This window comes from Enterobacter sp. 22499 (assembly GCF_052044815.1).
Classification (GTDB): Bacteria; Pseudomonadota; Gammaproteobacteria; order Enterobacterales; family Enterobacteriaceae; genus Enterobacter; species Enterobacter bugandensis.
In genome coordinates this window covers 1,150,918-1,175,961 of record NZ_JBQENR010000001.1, presented here as the reverse complement: position 1 = coordinate 1,175,961, position 25,044 = coordinate 1,150,918, and the positions used below count along the sequence as shown (strand labels likewise).

Here is a 25,044-nt window from a genome sequence, read left to right as displayed (position 1 = left end):
ATGATGAAAAACAGTGAACTGGAACGCCTGATTAACGAAAAACTTAATACCGCCTCCTTTAGCGACTATGGCCCGAATGGCCTGCAGGTCGAAGGGCGCGAAACGGTGCAGAAAATCATCACCGGCGTGACGGCAAGCCAGGCGCTGCTGGATGAGGCGGTGCGTCAGGAAGCCGACGCGGTGATTGTCCATCACGGTTACTTCTGGAAAAACGAATCGCCGATTATCCGCGGCATGAAGCGCAACCGCCTCAAAACGCTGCTGTCGAATGATATCAACCTGTACGGTTACCATCTGCCGCTGGATGCGCATCCTGAACTGGGAAATAACGTCCAGCTGGCACAGCTGTTAGGGATTACCGTGATGGGTGAAATCGAGCCGCTGGTGCCGTGGGGCGAACTGTCGATGCCGGTACCGGGGCTGGAGCTGGCCTCGTGGATCGAAGCGCGGCTGGGGCGTCGTCCGCTTTGGTGCGGAGATACCGGGCCGGATACCGTGAAGCGCGTGGCGTGGTGTACCGGCGGCGGCCAGGGCTTTATCGACAGCGCCGCGCGCTTTGGTGTTGATGCGTTTATTACCGGCGAAGTTTCCGAGCAGACGGTCCACTCTGCCCGCGAGCAGGGGCTGCATTTTTACGCGGCAGGCCACCACGCTACCGAGCGCGGCGGTATTCGCGCCCTCAGCGAGTGGCTGACGGAAAATACCGATCTGGATGTGACCTTTATTGATATCCCTAATCCGGCCTGATGAGAGGTAGTTAAGTGCAGCGAGCGCGTTGTTATCTTCTGGGTGAAACCGCGGTAGTTCTGGAGCTTGAGCCTCCGGTGACGCTTGCCACGCAAAAGCGTATCTGGCGCCTGGCACAGCGGCTGCCCGAGCTACCCGGCGTGGTTGAAGCTATTCCGGGTATGAATAATATCACCGTGGTGCTGCGCGATCCGCACACCGGGGCGCTGGATGCCATTGAGCGTCTGCAGCGCTGGTGGGAAGAGAGCGAGGCGCTGGAGCCAGAGTCGCGGGCGATTGAGATCCCGGTTGTCTATGGCGGCAAAGGTGGCCCTGACCTTGGCGTGGTGGCCGAACACTGTGGATTAACAGTAAAGCAGGTTGTGGAGCTGCACAGCTCGGTGGATTACGTCGTCTGGTTTCTGGGTTTTCAGCCGGGCTTTCCGTATCTGGGCGGATTATCTCCCCGGCTGCATACCCCGCGTCGGGCTGAGCCGCGCCTGAGCGTACCCGCAGGAACGGTGGCAATTGGCGGTGAACAAACCGGAATTTATCCGCTTACTTCACCGGGCGGCTGGCAGCTTATCGGGCACACGTCCACGCCGTTATTTGAACCCGGCCATGACGCGCCAATACTCCTGCGTCCGGGTGATACCCTGCGCTTTATCCCGCAGAAGGAGGGGGTATGTTAACGCTTATTCGCGCGGGGCTTTATACCTCCGTTCAGGATGCCGGACGCTTTGGCATGCGCCAGTCCGGCGTGAGCTACTGCGGTGCGCTCGATCGTCCTTCGCTGGAGATTGCCAACCTGCTGGTAGGCAACGCGGGCAGCACGGCGGCGTTAGAAATTACGCTGGGTCAGTGCGTTATTGAATTTGGTGAGGAGACCTGGTTCGCCTTAACCGGCGCGGGCTGTGACGCGACGCTGGACGGCAAAGCGGTGTGGACCGGCTGGCGATTGCGGGCGAAAGCCGGGCAGCGTCTGACGCTTAAGCGTCCTCTGCACGGCGTGCGCAGCTATCTTGCCGTGGCGGGGGGCATCGACGTGCCGGAGGTGTTGGGGTCGTCCAGCACCGACCAGAAAGCGGGAATGGGCGGCCATGAGGGACGGCTGCTGCGCGACGGCGATCGTCTTGCGATTAAGCCATCAGCGCGCCATTTCACCACCACGCAGGGCGTGAAGCAGCTGCTGTGGGGGAACGTGATCCGCGCCTTGCCGGGACCGGAATATCAGGAGTTTGATGAAGCCTCAAAAGAGTCTTTCTGGCGTTCGCCGTGGAAAATCAGCCCGCAGAGTAACCGTATGGGTTACCGGCTTCAGGGGCAGCCGCTGACCCGCACGACTGACCGGGAGCTGCTTTCCCACGGGCTGCTGCCGGGGGTGATTCAGGTGCCGGGCAACGGGCAGCCCATCGTACTGATGAACGACGCGCAAACTACCGGCGGCTATCCGCGTATTGCCTGCATTATCGAAGCGGATCGCTACCATCTGGCGCAAATCCCCCTCGGTCAGCCGATTCATTTTGTGCAGTGTACGCTGGAGGAGGCGCTAAAGGCGAGGCAGGATCGGCAGCGCTATCTCGAACAGCTGGCGTGGAGGCTTGATGGTAAAGATTGATTTAAACGCCGATCTGGGGGAGGGCAGCAGCGCCGATGCGGAACTGATGACCCTGGTCTCCTCGGTCAATATCGCCTGCGGTTTTCACGCGGGCGATGCGCAAACCATGCTGGAGAGCGTGCGTAATGCCATTAAAAACGGCGTGGCGATTGGCGCTCACCCGAGCTTCCCGGACCGGGACAACTTTGGCCGTACGGCGATGGATCTGCCCCCTGAGACGGTCTACGCTCAGGTGCTCTACCAGATCGGCGCGCTGGAGGCGATAGCGCGCGCTGAGCATGGCGTGCTGCGTCACGTCAAACCGCACGGCATGCTCTATAACCAGGCAGCGAAAGATTCGGCGCTGGCGGAGGCGATTGCCCGCGCGGTGCGGGACTGCAATCCGCAGCTGATTCTGGTTGGCCTGGCGGGTAGCGAGCTTATTCGTGCCGGAGAACGGCTGGGGCTGACGACGCGGCAGGAAGTCTTTGCCGATCGGGGATACATGCCGGACGGCAGCCTGGTGCCGCGCACGCAGGCCGGTGCGCTGATTACTGACGAAAATAAAGCGCTGGCGCAGACGCTGGCGATGGTGCGCTTCGGGCGGGTGACCGCCGTGGATGGAACATCCGCAAATGTTCAGGCCGATACGGTGTGTTTACACGGCGACGGGGAGCATGCGCTCCAGTTTGCGCGACGCCTGCGGGCGGCGTTCTCTGAAGAGGGCATTCTCGTCAGCGCAGATTGATTATAAAAGGACAATGACATGCCTGAAGGTCCGGAGATCCGCCGCGCGGCGGATAGCCTGGAGGCGGCGATAAAGGGCAAACCCCTGACCGATGTCTGGTTTGCCTTTCCTCAACTTAAGCCGTTTGAAACAGAGCTGGTGGGACAGACGGTGACCCATATTGAAACGCGCGGCAAAGCGTTGCTCACGCATTTTTCCCATAACCTGACGTTATATAGCCATAACCAGCTCTACGGTGTGTGGCGCGTAGTCGATGCGGACGAGCAGCCGCAAACGACACGCGTGCTGCGCGTCCGGTTACAAACGGCGGATAAGGCGATCCTGCTCTACAGCGCCTCTGATATCGAAATGTTAACGCCGGAGCAGCTGCTGACGCATCCGTTCTTACAGCGCGTCGGGCCTGACGTGCTGGACATGCGCCTGACGGCGAGAGACGTGAAGGCCCGACTGTTATCGCCCAAATTCCGCAACCGCCAGTTTTCCGGATTGTTGCTCGATCAGGCTTTTCTGGCGGGATTAGGCAACTATCTGCGGGTGGAAATCCTTTGGCAAGTGGGGCTGGCGCCTCAGCGCAAGGCCTCTCAGCTTAGCGAGGAACAGCTGGACGCGCTGTCTCACGCGCTGCTGGATATTCCGCGGCTGTCGTACAACACGCGCGGCCTGGTGGATGAGAACAAACATCACGGGGCGCTGTTCCGGTTTAAGGTGTTCCATCGGGCGGGGAAAAAGTGCGAGCGTTGTGGTGGGGTGATTGAGAAGGCTACGATCTCTTCCAGACCGTTTTACTGGTGCCCTCGGTGCCAGATGTAAAAAAGCCGGGTGGCGGAGGTAAAAGCAAAACGGCAACGAAAGTTGCCGTTTTTAATGTTTTCACCCTCTCCCTGTGGGAGAGGGCCGGGGTGAGGGCATCAGGCCGCACCCAACGTTTTTTAGCGCTTCAGGTCAGACTTAAAATCACGCTGCTCGTAGCCGGTGTACAGCTGACGAGGACGGGCGATTTTCATGCCTTCGCTGTGCATTTCGTTCCAGTGCGCAATCCAGCCCACGGTACGCGCCATGGCGAAGATCACGGTGAACATGGAAGACGGAATGCCCATCGCTTTCAGAATAATGCCAGAGTAGAAATCGACGTTCGGGTAGAGTTTCTTCTCGATGAAGTACGGGTCGTTCAGCGCGATGTGTTCCAGCTCCATCGCCACTTCCAGCAGATCGTCTTTGGTGCCCAGCTCTTTCAGCACTTCATGGCAGGTCTCACGCATAACGGTTGCGCGCGGGTCGTAGTTTTTGTAAACACGGTGACCGAAGCCCATCAGGCGGAAGGAGTCATTCTTGTCTTTCGCGCGACGCACGAACTCTGGAATGTGCTCAACGGTGCTGATCTCTTCCAGCATCTTCAGCGCCGCTTCGTTCGCGCCGCCGTGCGCCGGTCCCCACAGGGAGGCGATGCCCGCAGCGATACAGGCGAACGGGTTCGCGCCTGAAGAGCCTGCGGTACGGACGGTAGAGGTAGAGGCGTTCTGCTCGTGGTCAGCGTGCAGGATCAGAATACGGTCCATCGCGCGTTCCAGCACCGGATTCACTTCATACTCTTCGCACGGCGTGGAGAACATCATGCGCAGGAAGTTGCCGGCGTAGGAGAGGTCGTTACGTGGGTACACAAACGGCTGGCCGATGGAGTATTTGTAGCACATCGCCGCCATGGTCGGCATTTTGGACAGCAGGCGGAACGCCGCGATATCACGGTGACGCGGGTTATTTACGTCAAGTGAGTCGTGGTAGAACGCCGCCAGCGCACCGGTAATCCCGCACATCACCGCCATTGGGTGAGAGTCACGACGGAACGCATGGAACAGACGGGTAATCTGCTCATGGATCATGGTGTGACGGGTTACGGTGGTTTTGAATTCATCGTACTGCGCCTGCGTCGGCTTTTCGCCGTTCAGCAGGATGTAGCACACTTCCAGGTAGTTGGATTCGGTGGCTAACTGATCGATGGGGAAGCCGCGATGGAGCAGGATACCTTCGTCACCGTCAATGTAGGTGATTTTGGATTCGCAAGATGCGGTAGAGGTAAATCCAGGGTCAAAGGTAAATACTCCTTTGGAACCCAGCGTACGGATATCAATAACATCCTGACCGAGCGTGCCTTTTAGCACATCCAGTTCAATAGCATCATCACCATTTAGGGTGAGTTTTGCCTTTGTATCAGCCATTTACGGTCTCCTTAGCGCCTTATGCTTAAGACTGCTTTTACCGGATTTGCCTTCAGCTGTTAATCACCGTTACCAGATTGTTATTTGGCTTACCGCTCAGCTCACGAGGAGTAACCAGGGTACAGAGCTATGGCGCCTTGCAGGTAAACAAATGAAATATCAGTGAAACAACAGCAAATCAGCGTTTTTGCAGTCCGAATTATTCAAACCTGTATATCACTAATAACTGTCCTGATAACTTCGGTCAATACCATCACACTGTTACATAACTATTTGTCAGGTGAAAGAGAGACCTCATAACTTTTGCGCATTATATGCCTTTTCTGATGACGTTTGTAACAATATTGTTTAACATTTGTCAAATCAGATGATTAAAAATTAAAAAGATGTTGTTATCGTGACCCTGATCACTGTTCCAGAGAAAACCCAACAAACTGTATGTAGGTTAATTGTAATGATTTTGTGAACGGCCTATACTGCCGCCAGGTCTCCGGAACACCCTGCAATCCCGAGCCACCCAGCGTTGTAACGTGTCGTTTTAGCATTTGGAAGCAATGTTTTGCATGACGCGCAGTTATAGAAAAGGAACGCTGCTTGACCCGCATCGCAGTCCGGAGGAAGGAAACAATAAGAACAGCATGTGGGCGTTATTCATGATAAGAAATGTGAAAAAACAAAGACCTGTCAATCTGGATCTCAAAACGATCCGGTTCCCCGTAACAGCAATAGCGTCCATTCTGCACCGTGTTTCTGGTGTGATTACGTTTGTGGCGGTCGGTATTTTGCTGTGGTTACTGGGCACCAGCCTCTCTTCCCCTGAAGGATTCCTCCAGGCCTCGGCCATCATGAATAGCTTCTTCGTGAAATTTATCATGTGGGGCATTCTCACCGCGCTGGCCTATCACGTTGTTGGCGGCGTACGCCACATGCTGATGGACTTTGGCTATCTGGAAGAGACGTTCGAGGCCGGGAAACGTACCGCGAACATTTCATTTGTGATCACTGTCGTGCTTTCACTTCTCGCAGGAGTTCTCGTATGGTAAGCAACGCCTCCGCATTAGGACGCAACGGCGTACATGACTTCATTCTGGTCCGCGCTACCGCCATCGTCCTCACGCTTTACATCATCTATATGATCGGTTTCTTCGCGACCAGCGGCACGCTGACGTGGGAAATCTGGAGTGGTTTCTTCGGATCGGCCTTCACCAAAGTGTTCACCCTGCTGGCCCTGTTCTCCATCCTTATCCATGCCTGGATCGGCATGTGGCAGGTGTTGACCGATTACGTTAAACCGCTGGCGATTCGCCTTCCGCTGCAACTGATTATTGTTGTTGCGCTGCTGGTTTACGTCATTTATGGATTTGTTGTGGTGTGGGGTGTGTAATGAAACTGCCAGTCAGAGAATTTGATGCTGTTGTGATTGGTGCGGGTGGCGCAGGTATGCGCGCCGCACTGCAAATTTCCCAGAGCGGCCAGACCTGTGCGCTGCTCTCTAAAGTGTTCCCGACCCGTTCCCACACTGTGTCCGCGCAGGGCGGTATTACCGTTGCGCTGGGTAACTCCCATGAAGATAACTGGGAATGGCACATGTATGACACGGTAAAAGGTTCCGACTATATCGGCGACCAGGATGCCATCGAATATATGTGTAAAACCGGCCCGGAAGCGATTCTGGAGCTGGACCATATGGGTCTGCCGTTCTCCCGTCTGGAAAATGGCACCATCTATCAGCGTCCGTTTGGCGGCCAGTCGAAAAACTTCGGCGGCGAGCAGGCGGCGCGCACCGCGGCGGCGGCTGACCGTACCGGTCACGCACTGCTGCACACCCTGTATCAGCAGAACCTGAAAAACCACACCACCATCTTCTCCGAGTGGTATGCGCTGGATCTGGTGAAAAACGCCGATGGCGCAATTGTTGGCTGTACCGCGCTGTGCATCGAAACCGGTGAAGTGGTTTACTTCAAAGCCCGCGCGACCGTGCTGGCGACCGGCGGTGCAGGCCGTATTTATCAGTCCACCACTAACGCCCACATCAACACCGGTGACGGCGTCGGTATGGCTATTCGCGCCGGCGTACCGGTGCAGGACATGGAGATGTGGCAGTTCCACCCAACCGGTATCGCCGGTGCGGGCGTGCTGGTCACCGAAGGCTGCCGCGGTGAAGGTGGCTACCTGCTGAACAAACACGGCGAGCGCTTCATGGAGCGTTATGCCCCGAATGCGAAAGACCTGGCGGGTCGTGACGTGGTGGCGCGTTCCATCATGATCGAAATCCGTGAAGGCCGCGGCTGCGATGGCCCATGGGGTCCACACGCGAAGCTGAAGCTCGACCATCTGGGTAAAGAAGTGCTGGAATCCCGTCTGCCGGGCATCCTGGAACTGTCCCGTACTTTCGCGCACGTCGATCCGGTGAAAGAGCCGATCCCGGTTATCCCAACCTGCCACTACATGATGGGCGGTATTCCGACCAAAGTGACCGGTCAGGCGCTGACCGTGAACGAGCAGGGCGAAGACGTGGTCATTCCTGGCCTGTTCGCGGTGGGCGAAATCGCCTGCGTATCCGTACACGGTGCCAACCGTCTGGGCGGTAACTCGCTGCTGGACCTGGTTGTATTTGGTCGTGCGGTGGGTCTGCATCTGCAGGAGTCCATTGCCGAGCAGGGCGCGCTGCGTGATGCAACCGACGACGAAATCGACGCCTCTCTTGAACGCCTCAACCGCTGGAACGGTAACCGTAACGGCGAAGATCCGGTGGAAATCCGTAAAGCGCTGCAGGAGTGCATGCAGCACAACTTCTCGGTATTCCGCGAAGGCGATGCGATGGCCAAAGGCCTTGAGCAGCTGAAGGCGATCCGCGAGCGTCTGAAAAATGCCCGTCTGGACGACACCTCCAGCGAGTTCAACACCCAGCGCGTTGAGTGCCTGGAGCTGGATAACCTGATGGAAACCGCATTCGCAACCGCCATGTCGGCAAACTTCCGTACCGAAAGCCGTGGCGCCCATAGCCGCTTCGACTTCCCGGATCGTGACGATGAAAACTGGCTGTGCCATTCCCTGTATCTGCCAGAGTCGGAAACCATGACGCGTCGTAACGTCAACATGGAACCGAAACTGCGTCCGGCGTTCCCGCCGAAGATTCGTACTTACTAATGCGGAGACAGGATAATGAAACTCGAATTCTCAGTTTATCGTTATAACCCGGATGTTGATGACGCTCCGCGCATGCAGGACTATACCCTCGAAGCGGAAGAAGGTCGTGACATGATGCTGCTGGATGCCTTAATCCAGCTGAAAGAAAAAGATCCTACGCTGTCGTTCCGCCGCTCCTGCCGTGAAGGGGTATGTGGCTCTGACGGTGTGAACATGAACGGCAAAAACGGCCTGGCCTGTATCACGCCAATTTCAGCGCTGCAGCGTCCTGGTCAGAAAATTGTTATCCGTCCTCTGCCAGGCCTGCCGGTCGTGCGTGATTTGGTGGTAGACATGGGGCAATTCTATGCACAATATGAGAAGATTAAGCCTTACTTATTGAATAATGGGCAAAATCCACCCGCTCGCGAGCACTTACAGTCTCCTGAGCAGCGTGAAAAACTCGATGGTCTGTACGAGTGTATTCTCTGCGCATGCTGTTCAACGTCCTGCCCGTCGTTCTGGTGGAACCCGGACAAGTTTATCGGCCCTGCGGGTCTGCTGGCTGCCTATCGCTTCCTGATCGACAGCCGCGACACCGAAACCGACAGCCGTCTGGAAGGATTAAGTGACGCTTTCAGCGTATTCCGCTGCCATAGCATCATGAACTGCGTCAGTGTGTGTCCGAAGGGGCTGAACCCGACGCGCGCCATCGGCCATATTAAGTCGATGCTGCTGCAGCGCAGTGCGTAAGTAGTGAGAGGGGAGCGCTGTTCCCCTCACCCTAACCCTCTCCCAAAGGGAGAGGGAATAAATTGCAGAAACCTTTAAAAACTGCCCTGAAGTCTAGACAGTTTCTAAAGGTTCCTTCGCGGGCCAAATGAAAAGAGCTCGCAGGTGAACCCCGGCACGTACACGCGGTGTGCGTGGTAGTTTCTACGGCGAAAGTAAGCATAAAAATGCTTAAGGGATCACGATGCAGAACGGCGCAATGAAAGCCTGGCTGGACTCTTCTTACCTCTCTGGTGCCAACCAGAGCTGGATAGAACAGCTCTATGAAGACTTCTTAACCGATCCTGACTCAGTGGACGCAAACTGGCGTTCCATGTTCCAGCAGTTGCCTGGTACAGGGGTCAAACCGGATCAATTCCATTCCAAAACACGTGATTATTTCCGTCGTCTGGCGAAGGATGCCTCACGTTACTCTTCTGCGATTTCCGACCCTGACACCAATGCGAAGCAGGTTAAAGTCCTGCAGCTTATCAACGCTTATCGCTTCCGCGGTCACCAGCATGCGAATCTCGATCCGCTGGGACTGTGGCAGCAGGAACGTGTGGCCGATCTCGATCCGGCGTATCACGATCTGACCGAGGCCGATTTCCAGGAAAGCTTTAACGTAGGTTCCTTTGCCATCGGCAAAGACACGATGAAGCTGGGCGATCTGATTGACGCGCTCAAGCAAACCTACTGCGGCTCCATCGGCGCGGAATATATGCACATTACCTCTACTGAAGAGAAACGCTGGATCCAGCAGCGCATCGAATCCGTAGCGGGCCACGCGACCTTCTCGGCCGACGAGAAGAAACGCTTCCTCAGCGAACTGACCGCAGCGGAAGGGCTTGAGCGCTATCTGGGCGCGAAGTTCCCGGGCGCAAAACGCTTCTCGCTGGAAGGCGGCGACGCGCTGGTGCCGATGCTGAAAGAGCTGATTCGCCACGCAGGCAAGAGCGGCACCCGTGAAGTGGTGCTCGGCATGGCGCACCGTGGTCGTCTGAACGTGCTGGTCAACGTGCTGGGTAAAAAACCGCAGGACCTGTTCGACGAATTCGCGGGCAAACACAAAGAACACCTCGGCACCGGTGACGTGAAGTACCACATGGGCTTCTCGTCAGATATCGAAACCGAAGGCGGTCTGGTTCACCTGGCGCTGGCGTTTAACCCGTCACACCTGGAAATCGTCAGCCCGGTGGTTATCGGTTCCGTGCGCGCGCGTCTGGATCGTCTGGACGAGCCGAGCAGCAATAAAGTGCTGCCAATCACCATCCACGGTGATGCGGCGGTCACAGGGCAGGGCGTGGTTCAGGAAACCCTGAACATGTCGAAAGCGCGTGGTTATGAAGTGGGCGGTACCGTTCGCATCGTGATCAACAACCAGGTGGGCTTCACCACCTCTAACCCGCTGGATGCCCGTTCTACCCCGTACTGCACCGACATCGGTAAGATGGTACAGGCGCCAATCTTCCACGTTAATGCGGATGACCCGGAAGCCGTTGCTTTCGTTACTCGTCTGGCGCTGGACTTCCGTAATACCTTTAAGCGCGATGTGTTCATTGACCTCTTCTGCTACCGCCGTCACGGCCACAACGAAGCGGATGAGCCAAGTGCAACCCAGCCGCTGATGTACCAGAAAATCAAAAAACACCCGACGCCGCGCAAAATCTATGCTGACAAGCTGGAAAGCGACAAGGTGGCGACGCTGGAAGATGCGACCGAAATGGTCAACCTCTACCGCGACGCGCTTGACGCGGGTGAATGCGTGGTGAAAGAGCTGCGCCCGATGAATATGCACTCCTTTACCTGGTCGCCGTACCTCAACCACGAGTGGGATGAGAGCTACCCGAACAAGGTTGAGATGAAGCGCCTGCAGGAGCTGGCTAAACGCATCAGCACCGTGCCGGACGCTATCGAGATGCAGTCTCGCGTGGCGAAAATCTACGCCGACCGTCAGTCCATGGCGGCAGGCGAGAAGCTGTTCGACTGGGGCGGGGCGGAAACGCTGGCTTACGCAACGCTGGTTGACGAAGGGATCCCTGTTCGTCTGTCCGGTGAAGATGCGGGCCGTGGGACCTTCTTCCACCGTCACGCGGTCGTTCACAACCAGTCTAACGGTTCAACCTACACTCCGCTGCAGCACGTGCATAACGGTCAGGGCCAGTTCAAGGTCTGGGACTCCGTGCTGTCTGAAGAAGCGGTCCTGGCATTCGAATACGGCTACGCCACGGCGGAACCGCGCACCCTGACCATCTGGGAAGCGCAGTTCGGTGACTTCGCCAACGGTGCGCAGGTCGTTATCGACCAGTTCATCTCCTCCGGCGAGCAGAAGTGGGGCCGCATGTGTGGCCTGGTGATGCTCCTGCCGCACGGTTATGAAGGCCAGGGTCCGGAGCACTCCTCCGCGCGTCTGGAACGTTATCTGCAGCTCTGCGCCGAGCAGAACATGCAGGTCTGCGTGCCGTCCACCCCGGCTCAGGTGTACCACATGCTGCGTCGTCAGGCGCTGCGCGGTATGCGCCGTCCGCTGGTGGTGATGTCGCCGAAATCCCTGCTGCGTCATCCGCTAGCGGTGTCCAGCCTGGAAGAGTTGGCGAACGGCACTTTCCTGCCGGCCATCGGTGAAATTGACGAGCTGGATCCGCAGGCCGTTAAGCGTGTGGTGATGTGTTCTGGTAAGGTTTATTACGACCTGCTGGAACAGCGCCGCAAGAACGATCAGAAAGATGTCGCCATCGTGCGTATCGAACAGCTTTATCCGTTCCCGCATCAGGCGATGCAGGAAGTGCTGAAACAGTACGCTCACGTACATGATTTTGTCTGGTGCCAGGAAGAGCCGCTCAACCAGGGCGCATGGTACTGCAGCCAGCATCATTTCCGTGAAGTGATTCCATTTGGGTCAGCCCTGCGCTATGCAGGTCGCCCGGCCTCCGCCTCTCCGGCGGTAGGGTATATGTCCGTTCACCAGAAGCAGCAACAAGATCTGGTCAATGACGCGCTGAACGTCGATTAATTAAAGGATACATAATGAGTAGCGTAGATATTCTTGTTCCCGACCTGCCTGAATCCGTAGCAGATGCGACCGTCGCTACCTGGCACAAAAAACCAGGCGATGCCGTTAAGCGCGATGAAGTGCTGGTAGAAATCGAAACTGACAAAGTGGTACTGGAAGTACCGGCTTCGGCGGATGGCGTTCTGGACGCGGTGCTGGAAGATGAAGGCACCACCGTCACCTCTCGTCAGATCCTGGGGCGCCTGCGTGAAGGCAACAGCGCGGGCAAAGAGTCCAGCGCGAAGTCTGAAGAGAAAGCCTCTACGCCGGCTCAGCGCCAGCAGGCTTCTCTGGAAGAACAGTCTAACGACGCCCTCAGCCCGGCGATCCGTCGCCTGCTGGCTGAACACAGCCTTGACCCGGCAGCCATCAAAGGCACCGGTGTGGGCGGTCGTCTGACCCGCGAAGACATCGACAAGCACCTGGCGAAAGCGCCTGCTCAGGCGGAAGCGAAAGCCCCTGTGGCCGCGCCGGCAGCTCAGCCTGCTCTGGGTGCCCGCAGCGAAAAACGCGTACCGATGACGCGCCTGCGTAAGCGCGTGGCCGAGCGTCTGCTGGAAGCGAAAAACTCCACCGCGATGCTGACCACTTTCAACGAAGTGAACATGAAGCCAATCATGGATCTGCGTAAGCAGTACGGTGACGCGTTTGAAAAACGTCACGGTATCCGTCTGGGCTTTATGTCCTTCTACGTGAAGGCGGTGGTTGAAGCGCTGAAACGCTACCCGGAAGTGAACGCGTCTATCGATGGCGATGACGTGGTTTACCACAACTACTTCGACGTCAGCATGGCGGTTTCTACCCCACGCGGCCTGGTGACCCCGGTTCTGCGTGATGTGGATACCCTGGGTATGGCTGACATCGAGAAGAACATTAAAGAGCTGGCCGTGAAAGGCCGCGACGGCAAGCTGACCGTAGACGACCTGACCGGCGGTAACTTCACCATTACCAACGGCGGCGTATTCGGCTCGCTGATGTCTACCCCGATCATTAACCCGCCGCAGAGCGCGATCCTGGGTATGCATGCCATTAAAGATCGCCCGATGGCGGTAGACGGTAAAGTTGAGATCCTGCCGATGATGTACCTGGCGCTCTCTTACGACCACCGCCTGATCGACGGCCGCGAGTCCGTGGGCTTCCTGGTAGCTATTAAAGAGCTGCTGGAAGATCCAACGCGTCTGCTACTGGACGTCTAGTAACGATTTAGCATCACCTGCCCCGTGGACCGGCACACGCTGCGCCGGTCTACAGGTTTGAAGATAACGATTACCCTGAAGGATGGATAGAACACATGAACTTACATGAATATCAGGCCAAACAGCTGTTTGCCCGGTATGGCTTACCGGCTCCGGTGGGTTATGCCTGTACTACCCCGCGTGAAGCAGAAGAAGCCGCATCTAAAATCGGTTCCGGCCCGTGGGTAGTTAAATGTCAGGTTCACGCTGGTGGCCGTGGTAAAGCGGGCGGTGTGAAGGTTGTTAAGAGCAAAGAAGAGATTCGTGCGTTTGCTGAACATTGGCTCGGCAAGCGTCTGGTGACCTACCAGACAGATGCGAACGGCCAGCCGGTTAACCAGATCCTGGTCGAAGCGGCGACCGACATCGCGAAAGAGCTGTACCTGGGCGCGGTGGTTGACCGTAGCTCCCGTCGCGTGGTGTTCATGGCGTCTACCGAAGGCGGCGTGGAAATTGAAAAAGTGGCGGAAGAGACCCCACACCTGATCCACAAAGTGGCTATCGATCCGCTGGCGGGCCCAATGCCTTATCAGGGTCGCGAGCTGGCGTTCAAGCTGGGTCTGGAAGGCAAGCTGGTTCAGCAGTTCACCAAGATCTTCATGGGCCTGGCGACTATCTTCCTTGAGCGCGATCTGGCGCTGATCGAGATCAACCCGCTGGTGATCACCACCCAGGGCGACCTGATCTGCCTCGACGGCAAGCTGGGCGCTGACGGCAACGCGCTGTTCCGCCAGCCGGATCTGCGTGAAATGCGCGACCAGTCTCAGGAAGATCCGCGTGAAGCACAGGCTGCTCAGTGGGAGCTGAACTACGTGGCGCTGGATGGCAACATCGGCTGCATGGTTAACGGTGCGGGCCTGGCGATGGGCACCATGGACATCGTTAAGCTGCACGGCGGTGAGCCGGCAAACTTCCTCGACGTGGGCGGTGGCGCAACCAAAGAGCGCGTAACCGAAGCGTTCAAAATCATCCTCTCTGACGACAACGTTAAAGCGGTACTGGTTAACATCTTCGGCGGCATCGTCCGTTGCGACCTGATTGCTGACGGCATCATCGGTGCGGTAGAAGAAGTGGGTGTTAACGTTCCGGTGGTTGTGCGTCTGGAAGGTAACAACGCTGAACTCGGCGCGAAAAAACTGGCTGACAGCGGCCTGAATATTATTGCAGCGAAAAGTCTGACGGATGCAGCTCAGCAGGTTGTTGCCGCAGTGGAGGGGAAATAATGTCAGTTTTAATTAATAAAGATACCAAGGTTATCTGCCAGGGCTTCACCGGTAGCCAGGGGACTTTCCACTCCGAACAGGCGATTGCCTACGGCACGCAGATGGTTGGCGGCGTAACGCCAGGTAAAGGCGGCACCACACACCTGGGCCTGCCGGTGTTCAACACCGTGCGTGAAGCGGTAGAAGCGACGGGCGCAACCGCGACCGTGATCTACGTTCCGGCACCGTTCTGCAAAGACTCCATTCTGGAAGCGATCGACGCAGGCATCAAGCTGATCATCACCATCACCGAAGGCATCCCGACCCTGGATATGCTGACCGTGAAGGTGAAGCTGGACGAAGCAGGCGTGCGCATGATCGGCCCGAACTGCCCAGGCGTGATCACTCCGGGCGAATGCAAAATCGGCATCATGCCTGGCCACATTCACAAGCCGGGCAAAGTGGGCATCGTTTCCCGTTCCGGTACCCTGACCTATGAAGCGGTTAAGCAGACCACCGACTACGGCTTCGGCCAGTCCACCTGCGTGGGCATCGGCGGTGACCCAATCCCGGGATCTAACTTCATCGACATCCTGAAGCTGTTCCAGGAAGATCCGCAGACCGAAGCGATCGTGATGATCGGCGAGATCGGCGGTAGCGCGGAAGAAGAAGCGGCTGCTTATATCAAAGAACACGTGACCAAGCCAGTCGTGGGCTACATCGCGGGCGTGACCGCGCCGAAAGGCAAGCGTATGGGCCACGCGGGCGCGATCATCGCCGGTGGTAAAGGTACGGCTGATGAGAAGTTTGCCGCGCTGGAAGCCGCAGGCGTGAAGACCGTTCGCAGCCTGGCGGATATCGGCGAAGCACTGAAATCCATCATTAAGTAAGTCCTCTCTGCTCCCCGAACGGGGAGCGATGAAGTATAAAAATGTCCGTTTCGACATGGTTGGCCGCTGTAAAGCGGCCTTTTTTATTGCCTGCGTCTGGCGACGAGAGTGAACTTGTAGTCGTCGGTGTTGAACACGTTGCGGCTGTATTCAAACACCCGTCCGTCTTTCAGGAACCCACGGGAGACTTTTTCCAGGATCGGCTTTGCCGGATCGAGCGACAGCGCGGCGATCGCCTCCTCTGACGGCATGATCGGCATCAGCTCCTGCTCGCTGCGATCGATAACCAGCTTTTTGATCTGCTCAACGTAGTGATATTTCGAATTCTCCATCACTTCCCAGGTGAGGTCGGGAAACATGGCCAGCGGCATCCATGTCTCCTCCAGGTTCACCGGCTTCTGCTTGATGAAACGCACGCGCTTAACGTGCCAGACCTTATCTTCGACGCCAACCGCTAATGTTGCCGCCAGCCGCGCATCGGCTTTCACCACTTCAAAGATTTTGACATCACTGTGCGTATCGACATGACGATCCGCCAGCTTTTCGTAAAAGCCGGTGAGCTGATAAATATCGTAATTGACGCGCTCCTCTTTTTTTACATAAGAGCCGCTGCCCTGAATACTTTCGATGATCTGCTCATCGGCGAGCAGTTTCAGGGCCTGCCGCACGGTGACGCGGCTGACGCGAAACGTCTCCTGAAGACTGGACTCCGTCGGCAGCGCGTCTCCGGGTTTTAATTCCCCGGCGTTGATTTTCTCGCGGAACGCATCGGCTATCTGCCGGTACATCGGTTTGTTGCCCATTTTATCGCGCCTGCTTAATACCTTTTCAGGGAATTATGCATTCAACTGATGATTTGTAAATAATACAATTAAAATACAAATTTGGTTTTTAGTGAAAGTGATCACATAAATGTATTATCAGGTCTGCCAGAATCCTCCCCAGACAATAACTCTGTATAGGTGAGGATCTTTATGAACCTGACGACTCTGACCGATCCGCGTGCTGTTTGCGTTAAGGCGCAATTTACCCGCCGGGATGAGGCAATCCGTCAGCTTACGGCGCGGCTGGTGGCGCTGGGCAAAATCGCTGATGCCGATGCGTTTCTGGAGGAGGTGTTTCATCGGGAATCGCTTGGGCCGACCGCGCTGGGTGAAGGACTGGCCGTTCCTCACGGTAAATCAGCCGTCGTGAAGGAGGCGGCTTTTGCCGTGGCAACTTTGCGAGAACCGCTTGCATGGGAAGGCGTGGACGGGCCGGAAGAGGTTGAGCTGGTTTTTCTGCTCGCCATTCCGCCAGCAGAAGCGGGTTCGACCCATATTCAGGTGCTGACGGAGCTGACGTCTCGCCTGGCGGATGACGATCTCAGGGCGCGCGTGATGGCTGCTACCACGGCGGAAGACGTGCTTGCTGCGCTTGAAGCTGCCCCTGACACGGAAGAGGCAGGCGTCGCGCTGAATGCCCCGACAATCGTCTGCGTGACCGCCTGTCCGGCCGGGATCGCGCATACCTATATGGCCGCAGAGTACCTGGAAAAAGCGGGACGCAAGCTTGGCGTCAACGTGGTGGTCGAAAAGCAGGGGGCGAACGGCATTGAGGGGCGCATCACCGCGCAGCAGCTTCGTGAGGCCAAAGCGTGCATTTTTGCCGCAGAAGTGGCGATCAAAGAGAGCGAGCGTTTTCAGGGGATCCCCGCCATCTCCGTGCCCGTCGCGGAGCCTCTGCGCCATGCTGAAGCGCTGATTGAACGCGCGCTGGCGCTGCAGCCTGCATCCGATGCGCGTCCTGCGCATGTCGATACCGAAACGAAAAAGAGCGTTAAAACTGAACTCAAGCAGGCACTTCTCAGCGGTATCTCTTTTGCGGTGCCGCTGATCGTCGCTGGTGGTACGGTGCTGGCCGTGTCGGTACTGCTGGCGCAAATCCTGGGCCTGCAGCACCTGTTTGACCAGGAAAACTCGTGGCTGTGGATGTACCGCAAACTTGGCGGCGGCATGCTCGGCATTCTGATGGTACCTGTTCTGGCGGCCTATACCGCGTATTCGCTGGCGGATAAACCTGCGCTGACGCCGGGCTTTGCGGCCGGTCTTGCTGCCAATATGATCGGCTCCGGTTTTCTGGGCGCTATCGTCGGTGGGCTGATCGCGGGCTATCTGATGCGCTGGGTGAAAAACCACATCCGGCTCAGTAGCCGCTACAACGGCTTTCTGACCTTTTATCTCTATCCGGTGATTGGCGTGCTGGGCGCGGGCAGCCTGATGCTGTTTGTGATTGGCGAACCGGTGGCCTGGCTCAATAACACGCTCACCGTCTGGCTTAATGGTCTCTCCGGCGCGAATGCGCTGCTTCTGGGGGCAATCCTCGGGTTTATGTGCTCATTCGATTTGGGTGGCCCGGTCAACAAAGCCTCTTACGCGTTTTGCCTGGGGGCGATGGCGAACGGCGTTTATGGTCCTTACGCAATCTTTGCCTCCGTCAAAATGGTCTCAGCCTTCACCGTCACGGCGTCGACGATGCTGGCGCCGAAGCTGTTTAAACCGTTTGAAATTGAAACCGGTAAATCAACGTGGCTGCTCGGCCTGGCGGGCATTACCGAAGGGGCGATCCCGATGGCGATTGAAGATCCGCTTCGCGTCATTGGCTCATTTGTGCTCGGCTCCATGGTAACAGGCGCGGCTGTCGGTGCGATGGGGATCGGGTTGTCTACCCCTGGGGCCGGGATTTTCTCTCTCTTTTTACTTCACGATGCCGGGTTGGGCGGTGTGGTTGCGGCGGCGGGCTGGTTTGGCGCGGCGCTGGCGGGGACCGCTGTCTCCACGTTTGTTCTGCTGCTCTGGCGACGTCAGGCGGTAAAAAAGGGCAAGTACCTCACAGAAGACGCCATACCGTAAAAACTCACAAAACAGGAAACGAAGATGAAAGCTGTATCTCGCGTTCATATCACGCCGCATATGCACTGGGACCGTGAGTGGTACTTCACCACTGAAGAGTCGCGCATTCTTCTGGTCAATAATATGGAAGAGATCCTGACCCGCCTGGAGCAGGACGACGAGTATAAATATTACGTCCTTGATGGCCAGACGGCGGTGCTGGAAGATTATTTTGCCGTCGTGCCCGAAAACCGCGCGCGGGTAAAGGCGCTTGTGGAGCGCGGAAAACTGATTATCGGCCCCTGGTATACCCAGACCGATACCACGATTGTCAGCGGCGAGTCGATTGTCCGCAACCTGATGTACGGCATCCGGGACTGTATGGCGTTCGGCGAGCCGATGAAGATCGGCTATCTGCCGGATTCGTTTGGTATGTCCGGCCAGCTTCCGCATATCTATAACGGATTTGGCATTACCCGGACGATGTTCTGGCGCGGCTGCTCGGAACGACACGGGACCGATAAAACCGAATTTCTCTGGCAGAGCCAGGACGGCAGTGAAGTCACGGCACAGGTGCTGCCGCTGGGCTACGCGATTGGTAAGTACTTACCGGAGGACGAAGCCGGGCTGCGAAAACGGCTCGACAGCTATTTCGACGTTCTGGAAAAGGCCTCCGTCACCAAAGAGATTTTGCTGCCCAACGGTCACGATCAGATGCCGCTGCAGCAGAACATTTTCTCCGTGATGGATAAGCTGCGTGAAATCTATCCGCAGCGTCAATTTGTAATGAGCCGCTTTGAAGAGGTGTATGACCACATTGAGGCACGCCGCGATGAACTGGCGACCCTGAAAGGGGAGTTTATCGACGGGAAATACATGCGCGTGCACCGGACAATCGGCTCCACGCGCATGGATATCAAAATTGCCCATGCGCGTATTGAGAACAAAATTGTCAACATCCTCGAACCGCTGGCGACGCTTGCATGGACGCTGGGCTTCGATTATCACCACGGCCTGCTGGAGAAGATGTGGAAAGAGATCCTTAAAAACCACGCTCACGACAGCATCGGCTGCTGCTGCAGCGACAAGGTGCATCGTGAGATTGTCTCTCGTTTTGAACTGGCTGAAGACATGGCAGATAACCTGGTGCGTTTCTATATGCGCAAGATTGTCGACAACATGCCGCAAAGCGACGCCGATAAACTGGTGATGTTCAACCTGATGCCCTGGCCGCGTGAAGAGGTGTTGAACACCACGATTCGACTGCGCGCCAGCCAGTTCCGTCTGTTGGATGATAAAGGCAACGAGATCCCGTATTTCATTCGCAGCGCGCGCGAGCTGGACCCTGGTCTCATTGACCGGCAGATTGTCCATTACGGTAATTATGAGCCGTTTATGGAGTTTGATATTCAGCTCAGCCAGATACTGCCGTCGATGGGCTACCGTACGCTGTTTATCGAGCCAAACGTGGCCGGGAAGGTGATCTCTCCGGTGATAAACACCGAATCCTTGCTCGAAAACGCCTTCTGGCAGATTGATTTAAATAACGACGGTACGCTGCGCCTGCGCGACAAAGAAACCGGGCTGATTTATGACCGGGTGCTGGAAATCGAAGAGAGTTCGGATGATGGCGATGAGTACGACTACTCGCCTTCGCGGGAAGAGTGGAGACTCACTTCAGCGCAGGGCGAGCATCAGGTCGAGGTTATACACGAAGGCTGGCAGAGCAGGGCGGTGATTCGCCATCAGATCGCGGTACCGGCTAATCTGGCCGAACGCGCGGCGCGTCAGCGAAGCGGGTCTCTCGGCGCTGAGGTTGAAATCACGCTTAGCCACCACAGCAGACGTATTGATGTGGCGGTGCGTCTGGATAATCAGGCTGACGACCACCGCGTCCGCGTGCTGATCCCTACGCCGTTTATGACAGAGGACGTGTTAGCGGATACCCAGTTTGGCACCCTCACTCGTCCGGTGCAGGACGCGGCGATGGAAAACTGGCAGGAGGAGGGGTGGAAAGAAGCGCCGGTTCCCGTCTGGAATTTACTCAACTATGCCGTCCTGCAGGAAAAACGAAACGGGCTTGCGCTGTTCACCGAAGGACTACGCGAGTTTGAAGTAGTAGGCGAGGATAAAAAAGCCTTTGCCCTGACCCTGCTGCGCGGCGTGGGGTTACTCGGCAAAGAAGATTTGCTGTTGCGCCCCGGTAGGCCTTCAGGAATCAAAATGCCAGTTCCTGACTCCCAGGTGCGCGGTTCGTTAAGCTGTCGCTTTAGCCTCTTCAGCTTCAGTGGAACTCCGGAAAACGCGGGCGTCGCGCAGCAGGCTAAATCGTGGTTAACGCCGGTGCAGTGCTATAACAAAATTCCCTGGGACGCGATGAAGCTCAATCGCTCGTCGTTTAGCACGCCGGAAAGTTACAGTCTGCTGGCGCTTTCGCCCACGGGATGCGTGCTCAGTACGCTCAAAAAGGCTGAAGATCGAGACGAGCTCATTCTTCGTCTGTTCAACCCTTCCGAGTCCAGCGCATGTGACGCGACGTTATCCGTGGGTCCGACCGTGAAACGGCGCTGCGAAACGGACATGAATGAACGGATAATAGGCAATCGTGAAGAAGAGGGCATCGTCGGGGCGTTCAGACCGGGACAGTCACGAACCTTCAGCATTCTTCTTGCCTGAAAACCGCTGACACGATCAAAAGGCCGCAGAGTTTGCGGCCTTTTTTCATTAAATAGTCACGCTTCGGTGTTAACTTCCGGGATAATAAAAGTAAATTAAATGTAATTTCTAAGAGTTGCAAAAACAGAATGGAAAAATAAACTGGCCCAGCTACGCTTATTGTTTGTCCCGCTTCGACAGGGCATTTTTCTCTCGCGTTAATTAAAATCACTTCTGTTTATATTTTTTTTGGTCTTCGATAACCAATCGCATCTTTGCATGCACATATCATTAACATGGTTTTTACCATTCTCACCGCAGCTAAACATGATTAACATCAAGACCGGTTTTTGATTTAAATCAAAGTTTAATGCTTGGAAAAAGATACCGAAAAGCGCTAAATTGTCCCCGATCAAAATGGCCGAAAAGTGGTAATTTTGCTATAAATTGATCGCCGTCGAAAAACGTAAATGTGATTCAATAAAAACCTGTTTATTGTAAGGGTTTTGCAGCGTATTATATTTGCGGGATCAATTTGAGTTTTTTATTAACCTATTTGTAACCTGTCGTCATCGTTTTTATCCTTCTCCAGGGTAATAACGACGACCAGGATGCGAATAATTTGTATTGGGGCATGCGTGTGAATCTCTTTCTGACGGGGTTCACTCTCGGAGTCTTCATGCGATGAGCAAGGAGTCATAATGTTAGACGTAGTCGAACTGTCGCGCTTACAGTTTGCCTTGACCGCGATGTACCACTTCCTGTTTGTGCCGCTGACGCTCGGTATGGCGTTCCTGCTGGCAATTATGGAAACGGTTTACGTCCTCTCCGGCAAACAGATTTATAAAGATATGACCAAGTTCTGGGGCAAGTTGTTCGGTATCAACTTCGCGCTGGGCGTGGCAACCGGTTTGACCATGGAGTTCCAGTTCGGGACTAACTGGTCTTACTATTCCCACTATGTAGGGGATATCTTCGGTGCGCCGCTGGCCATTGAAGGCCTGATGGCCTTCTTCCTCGAATCCACCTTTGTAGGTCTGTTCTTCTTCGGTTGGGACCGTCTGGGTAAAGTCCAGCACATGGCCGTAACCTGGCTGGTGGCATTAGGTTCGAACCTGTCCGCGCTGTGGATCCTGGTGGCGAACGGCTGGATGCAAAACCCGATCGCGTCTGACTTCAACTTCGAAACCATGCGTATGGAGATGGTCAGCTTTGCCGAGCTGGTCCTGAACCCGGTTGCTCAGGTTAAATTTGTTCACACCGTGGCATCTGGCTACGTGTGCGGCGCGATGTTCGTGTTGGGTATCAGCTCCTACTATATGCTGCGCGGTCGTGACTTCGCGTTTGCCAAGCGCTCCTTTGCTATCGCTGCAAGCTTCGGTATGGCTGCAATCCTCTCCGTTATCGTTCTGGGTGATGAATCCGGTTACGAAATGGGTGACGTGCAGAAAACCAAACTGGCCGCTATCGAAGCCGAATGGGAAACCCAACCGGCGCCTGCTGCCTTTACGCTGTTCGGTATTCCCGATCAGGACGCGCAGGAAAACCGCTTCGCCATCCAAATCCCTTACGCGCTGGGTATCATCGCAACCCGTTCTGTCGATAAGCAGGTAACGGGTCTGAAGGAGCTGATGGTTCAGCACGAAGAGCGTATCCGTAACGGTATGAAGGCTTACTCGCTGCTGGAACAGCTGCGTGCCGGCTCTACCGATCAGGCCGTTCGCGATCAATTTAACGACGTGAAGAAAGACCTGGGCTACGGTTTGTTGCTGAAACGTTATACCCCGAACGTTTCTGATGCGACGGAAGCACAGATTCAGATGGCGACCAAAGACTCGATTCCACGCGTTGCGCCACTGTACTTCGCATTCCGTATCATGGTGGGCTGCGGCATCATCATGCTGCTGATCATTGCGGCGTCCTTCTGGTCCGTGATTCGTAACCGCATCGGCGAGAAAAAATGGCTGCTGCGTACCGCGCTGTACGGTATTCCACTGCCGTGGATCGCGATTGAATCCGGCTGGTTTGTAGCGGAGTATGGCCGTCAGCCATGGGCGATTGGTGAGGTGCTGCCAACGGCGGTCGCGAACTCTTCCCTGACGGCAGGCGACCTGATCTTCTCCATGCTGCTGATCTGTGGTCTGTACACCCTGTTCCTGGTGGCTGAACTGTTCCTGATGTTCAAGTTCGCGCGCCTTGGCCCAAGCAGCCTGAAAACCGGTCGCTATCACTACGAGCAGTCCACTGCGACTACTCAGCCGGCACGCTAAGACAGGAGTCATCAAATGATCGATTATGAAGTATTGCGTTTTATCTGGTGGCTGCTGGTTGGCGTTCTGCTGATCGGTTTCGCCGTCACGGATGGTTTCGACATGGGGGTGGGGATGCTCACCCGTTTCCTCGGTCGTAATGACACCGAGCGTCGAATCATGATTAACTCCATCGCCCCTCACTGGGACGGTAACCAGGTGTGGCTGATCACCGCAGGCGGCGCGCTGTTCGCTGCCTGGCCGATGGTCTACGCGGCTGCGTTCTCCGGCTTCTATGTGGCGATGATTCTGGTGCTGGCCTCTTTATTCTTCCGTCCGGTCGGTTTCGACTACCGTTCCAAGATTGAAGATACCCGCTGGCGCAACATGTGGGACTGGGGCATCTTCATTGGTAGCTTCGTTCCACCGCTGGTGATTGGTGTGGCATTCGGTAACCTGCTGCAGGGCGTACCGTTCCACCTCGATGAATACATGCGTCTTTACTACACCGGCAACTTCTTCCAGCTGCTGAATCCGTTTGGCCTGCTGGCCGGTGTGGTGAGCGTGGCGATGATCATCACTCAGGGCGCAACTTACCTGCAGATGCGTACTGTGGGTGAACTGCACCTGCGTTCCCGTGCTACTGCTCAGGTGGCGGCACTGGTGACGCTGGTTTGCTTCGCTCTGGCAGGCGTGTGGGTGGTGTACGGTATTGATGGCTACGTGGTGACGTCTGCGATTAACCACTCGGCACCGTCTAACCCGCTGACCAAAGAAGTGGCGCGTCAGGCTGGTGCATGGCTGGTGAACTTCAACAATACCCCTGCGCTGTGGGCGATCCCGGCTCTGGGCGTGCTGCTGCCGCTGCTGACCGTGCTGACGTCTCGTCTGGAGAAAGGTGCTCTGGCGTTCGTGTTCTCTTCACTGACGCTGGCATGCATCATCCTGACGGCGGGTATTGCCATGTTCCCATTCGTCATGCCATCCAGCACCATGCTGAATGCTAGCCTGACCATGTGGGATGCAACCTCCAGCCATATGACGCTGAACTTAATGACTTACGTTGCTTGCGTGTTCGTTCCGATTGTTCTGGCATACACCATCTGGTGTTACTGGAAAATGTTCGGTCGTATCACCAAAGAACATATCGAAAGCAACACCCACTCTATGTACTAAGTAAGGAGCTGAATATGTGGTATTTCGCATGGATTTTAGGGACGCTTCTTGCCTGTGCTTTTGGTGTCATCACTGCCCTGGCGCTTGAGCACGTCGAAGCGACCAAAGCGGGTGAAGAAAAACACTGATGAATATTATCGCGAAGCTTTACGCGGTAATGGATAAGCGCCCGTTACGGGCGCTTTCTTTAGTGATGGCATTACTGCTGGCAGGCTGTATCTTCTGGGACCCGTCGCGCTTTGCGGCAAAGACCAGCGAGCTTGAGATCTGGCACGGCTTCCTCATCATGTGGGCAGTGTGTGCCGGGGTGATCCACGGCGTGGGCTTTCGTCCGAAAGCCGTTCACTGGCAGGGAATTTTTTGCCCGCTGATTGCCGATCTGGTGCTTCTCGCCGGTTTGATTTTCTTCTTCTTCTGAATAAGAAATGTCCGTTAACGTTATGGGCTTACCCGAGCCCATAAAAATTTACTCTCCGTTTACTTTCCCCCATTCCAAACCATCTTCCCCGCGCGTATAGTAGCGAAGTTTAA

General features: G+C 56.0%; 21 protein-coding genes. 19 read left to right on the top strand and 2 right to left on the bottom strand.

The window, feature by feature from the left end:
• Positions 1-3 precede the first annotated feature (3 nt).
• Genes ACTJI7_RS05775 through nei form a run of 5 tightly spaced genes read left to right on the top strand, consistent with a single transcriptional unit; the run spans position 4 to position 3,881 of the window.
• The gene (locus ACTJI7_RS05775) at positions 4-747 is read left to right on the top strand and encodes a type 2 GTP cyclohydrolase I (protein ID WP_028012373.1); all 744 of its coding nucleotides are present in this window, start codon (positions 4-6) and stop codon (positions 745-747) included.
• A 14-nt stretch (positions 748-761) separates the two neighbouring features.
• The gene (gene pxpB / locus ACTJI7_RS05770) at positions 762-1,418 is read left to right on the top strand and encodes a 5-oxoprolinase subunit PxpB (protein ID WP_041910767.1); all 657 of its coding nucleotides are present in this window, start codon (positions 762-764) and stop codon (positions 1,416-1,418) included.
• Positions 1,412-2,344: a 5-oxoprolinase subunit PxpC gene (pxpC, locus tag ACTJI7_RS05765; RefSeq protein WP_028012375.1), complete on the top strand. Its 933-nt coding sequence runs from the start codon at positions 1,412-1,414 to the stop codon at positions 2,342-2,344. Before pxpB ends, pxpC begins: the two co-directional genes overlap by 7 nt.
• Positions 2,331-3,071, top strand: a complete 741-nt coding sequence (pxpA, locus tag ACTJI7_RS05760; protein WP_328728892.1) for a 5-oxoprolinase subunit PxpA — start codon at positions 2,331-2,333, stop codon at positions 3,069-3,071. The genes pxpC and pxpA overlap by 14 nt, the downstream gene beginning before the upstream one ends.
• Positions 3,072-3,089: 18 nt before the next feature.
• Positions 3,090-3,881: an endonuclease VIII gene (nei, locus tag ACTJI7_RS05755; protein WP_063154696.1), complete on the top strand. Its 792-nt coding sequence runs from the start codon at positions 3,090-3,092 to the stop codon at positions 3,879-3,881.
• 119 nt (positions 3,882-4,000) lie between these two features.
• On the opposite strand, the gene ACTJI7_RS05750 is transcribed toward nei, so the two are convergent.
• Complete coding sequence (locus ACTJI7_RS05750) at positions 4,001-5,284, bottom strand: citrate synthase (RefSeq protein ID WP_028012378.1); 1,284 nt, start codon at positions 5,282-5,284, stop codon at positions 4,001-4,003.
• A 638-nt stretch (positions 5,285-5,922) separates the two neighbouring features.
• On the opposite strand from ACTJI7_RS05750, the gene sdhC reads away from it, so the two are divergent.
• From sdhC to sucD, 8 genes are all read left to right on the top strand, one after another.
• Positions 5,923-6,327, top strand: coding sequence for a succinate dehydrogenase cytochrome b556 subunit (gene sdhC, locus ACTJI7_RS05745; protein WP_026080740.1), 405 nt, complete (start codon positions 5,923-5,925; stop codon positions 6,325-6,327).
• Entirely contained in the window at positions 6,321-6,668 is a 348-nt protein-coding gene (gene sdhD, locus ACTJI7_RS05740; RefSeq protein ID WP_003858621.1) for a succinate dehydrogenase membrane anchor subunit, read from the top strand. Before sdhC ends, sdhD begins: the two co-directional genes overlap by 7 nt.
• The gene (sdhA, locus tag ACTJI7_RS05735) at positions 6,668-8,434 is read left to right on the top strand and encodes a succinate dehydrogenase flavoprotein subunit (protein ID WP_041910764.1); all 1,767 of its coding nucleotides are present in this window, start codon (positions 6,668-6,670) and stop codon (positions 8,432-8,434) included. The genes sdhD and sdhA overlap by 1 nt, the downstream gene beginning before the upstream one ends.
• A 15-nt stretch (positions 8,435-8,449) precedes the next feature.
• Complete coding sequence (sdhB, locus tag ACTJI7_RS05730) at positions 8,450-9,166, top strand: succinate dehydrogenase iron-sulfur subunit SdhB (RefSeq protein ID WP_008501090.1); 717 nt, start codon at positions 8,450-8,452, stop codon at positions 9,164-9,166.
• Positions 9,167-9,389: 223 nt separating this feature from the next.
• Entirely contained in the window at positions 9,390-12,197 is a 2,808-nt protein-coding gene (sucA, locus tag ACTJI7_RS05725; protein ID WP_045261080.1) for a 2-oxoglutarate dehydrogenase E1 component, read from the top strand.
• Positions 12,198-12,211: 14 nt separating this feature from the next.
• Positions 12,212-13,432 carry a 2-oxoglutarate dehydrogenase complex dihydrolipoyllysine-residue succinyltransferase gene (odhB, locus tag ACTJI7_RS05720; RefSeq protein WP_041910762.1) on the top strand — a complete coding sequence of 407 codons (1,221 nt, stop codon included), beginning with the start codon at positions 12,212-12,214 and terminating at the stop codon, positions 13,430-13,432.
• A gap of 95 nt (positions 13,433-13,527) precedes the next feature.
• Entirely contained in the window at positions 13,528-14,694 is a 1,167-nt protein-coding gene (gene sucC, locus ACTJI7_RS05715; protein ID WP_006809579.1) for an ADP-forming succinate--CoA ligase subunit beta, read from the top strand.
• Complete coding sequence (sucD, locus tag ACTJI7_RS05710; protein WP_008501094.1) at positions 14,694-15,563, top strand: succinate--CoA ligase subunit alpha; 870 nt, start codon at positions 14,694-14,696, stop codon at positions 15,561-15,563. The genes sucC and sucD overlap by 1 nt, the downstream gene beginning before the upstream one ends.
• Before the next feature lie 83 nt (positions 15,564-15,646).
• Here the strand turns inward: sucD and ACTJI7_RS05705 are convergent, their stop codons facing one another.
• The gene (locus ACTJI7_RS05705) at positions 15,647-16,366 is read right to left on the bottom strand and encodes a GntR family transcriptional regulator (RefSeq protein ID WP_063154695.1); all 720 of its coding nucleotides are present in this window, start codon (positions 16,364-16,366) and stop codon (positions 15,647-15,649) included.
• 171 nt (positions 16,367-16,537) lie between these two features.
• Here ACTJI7_RS05705 and mngA point away from each other — a divergent pair, with 171 nt between their 5' ends.
• From mngA to ybgE, 6 genes are all read left to right on the top strand, one after another.
• On the top strand, positions 16,538-18,454 hold the full coding sequence (mngA, locus tag ACTJI7_RS05700; RefSeq protein ID WP_063154694.1) for a PTS 2-O-a-mannosyl-D-glycerate transporter subunit IIABC: 1,917 nt from the start codon (positions 16,538-16,540) through the stop codon (positions 18,452-18,454).
• A 24-nt stretch (positions 18,455-18,478) separates the two neighbouring features.
• Positions 18,479-21,109 (top strand): mannosylglycerate hydrolase, encoded by a 2,631-nt coding sequence (gene mngB / locus ACTJI7_RS05695; protein ID WP_063154693.1) that lies wholly within the window; start codon positions 18,479-18,481, stop codon positions 21,107-21,109.
• Positions 21,110-21,789: 680 nt separating this feature from the next.
• On the top strand, positions 21,790-23,358 hold the full coding sequence (cydA, locus tag ACTJI7_RS05690; RefSeq protein WP_045261075.1) for a cytochrome ubiquinol oxidase subunit I: 1,569 nt from the start codon (positions 21,790-21,792) through the stop codon (positions 23,356-23,358).
• A 15-nt stretch (positions 23,359-23,373) separates the two neighbouring features.
• A complete protein-coding gene (gene cydB, locus ACTJI7_RS05685; protein WP_028012386.1) occupies positions 23,374-24,513 on the top strand; it encodes a cytochrome d ubiquinol oxidase subunit II in 1,140 nt (379 codons plus the stop codon).
• 14 nt (positions 24,514-24,527) lie between these two features.
• On the top strand, positions 24,528-24,641 hold the full coding sequence (cydX, locus tag ACTJI7_RS05680) for a cytochrome bd-I oxidase subunit CydX (RefSeq protein WP_003858598.1): 114 nt from the start codon (positions 24,528-24,530) through the stop codon (positions 24,639-24,641).
• Complete coding sequence (gene ybgE, locus ACTJI7_RS05675) at positions 24,641-24,931, top strand: cyd operon protein YbgE (protein WP_008501100.1); 291 nt, start codon at positions 24,641-24,643, stop codon at positions 24,929-24,931. The genes cydX and ybgE overlap by 1 nt, the downstream gene beginning before the upstream one ends.
• Positions 24,932-25,044 lie beyond the last annotated feature (113 nt).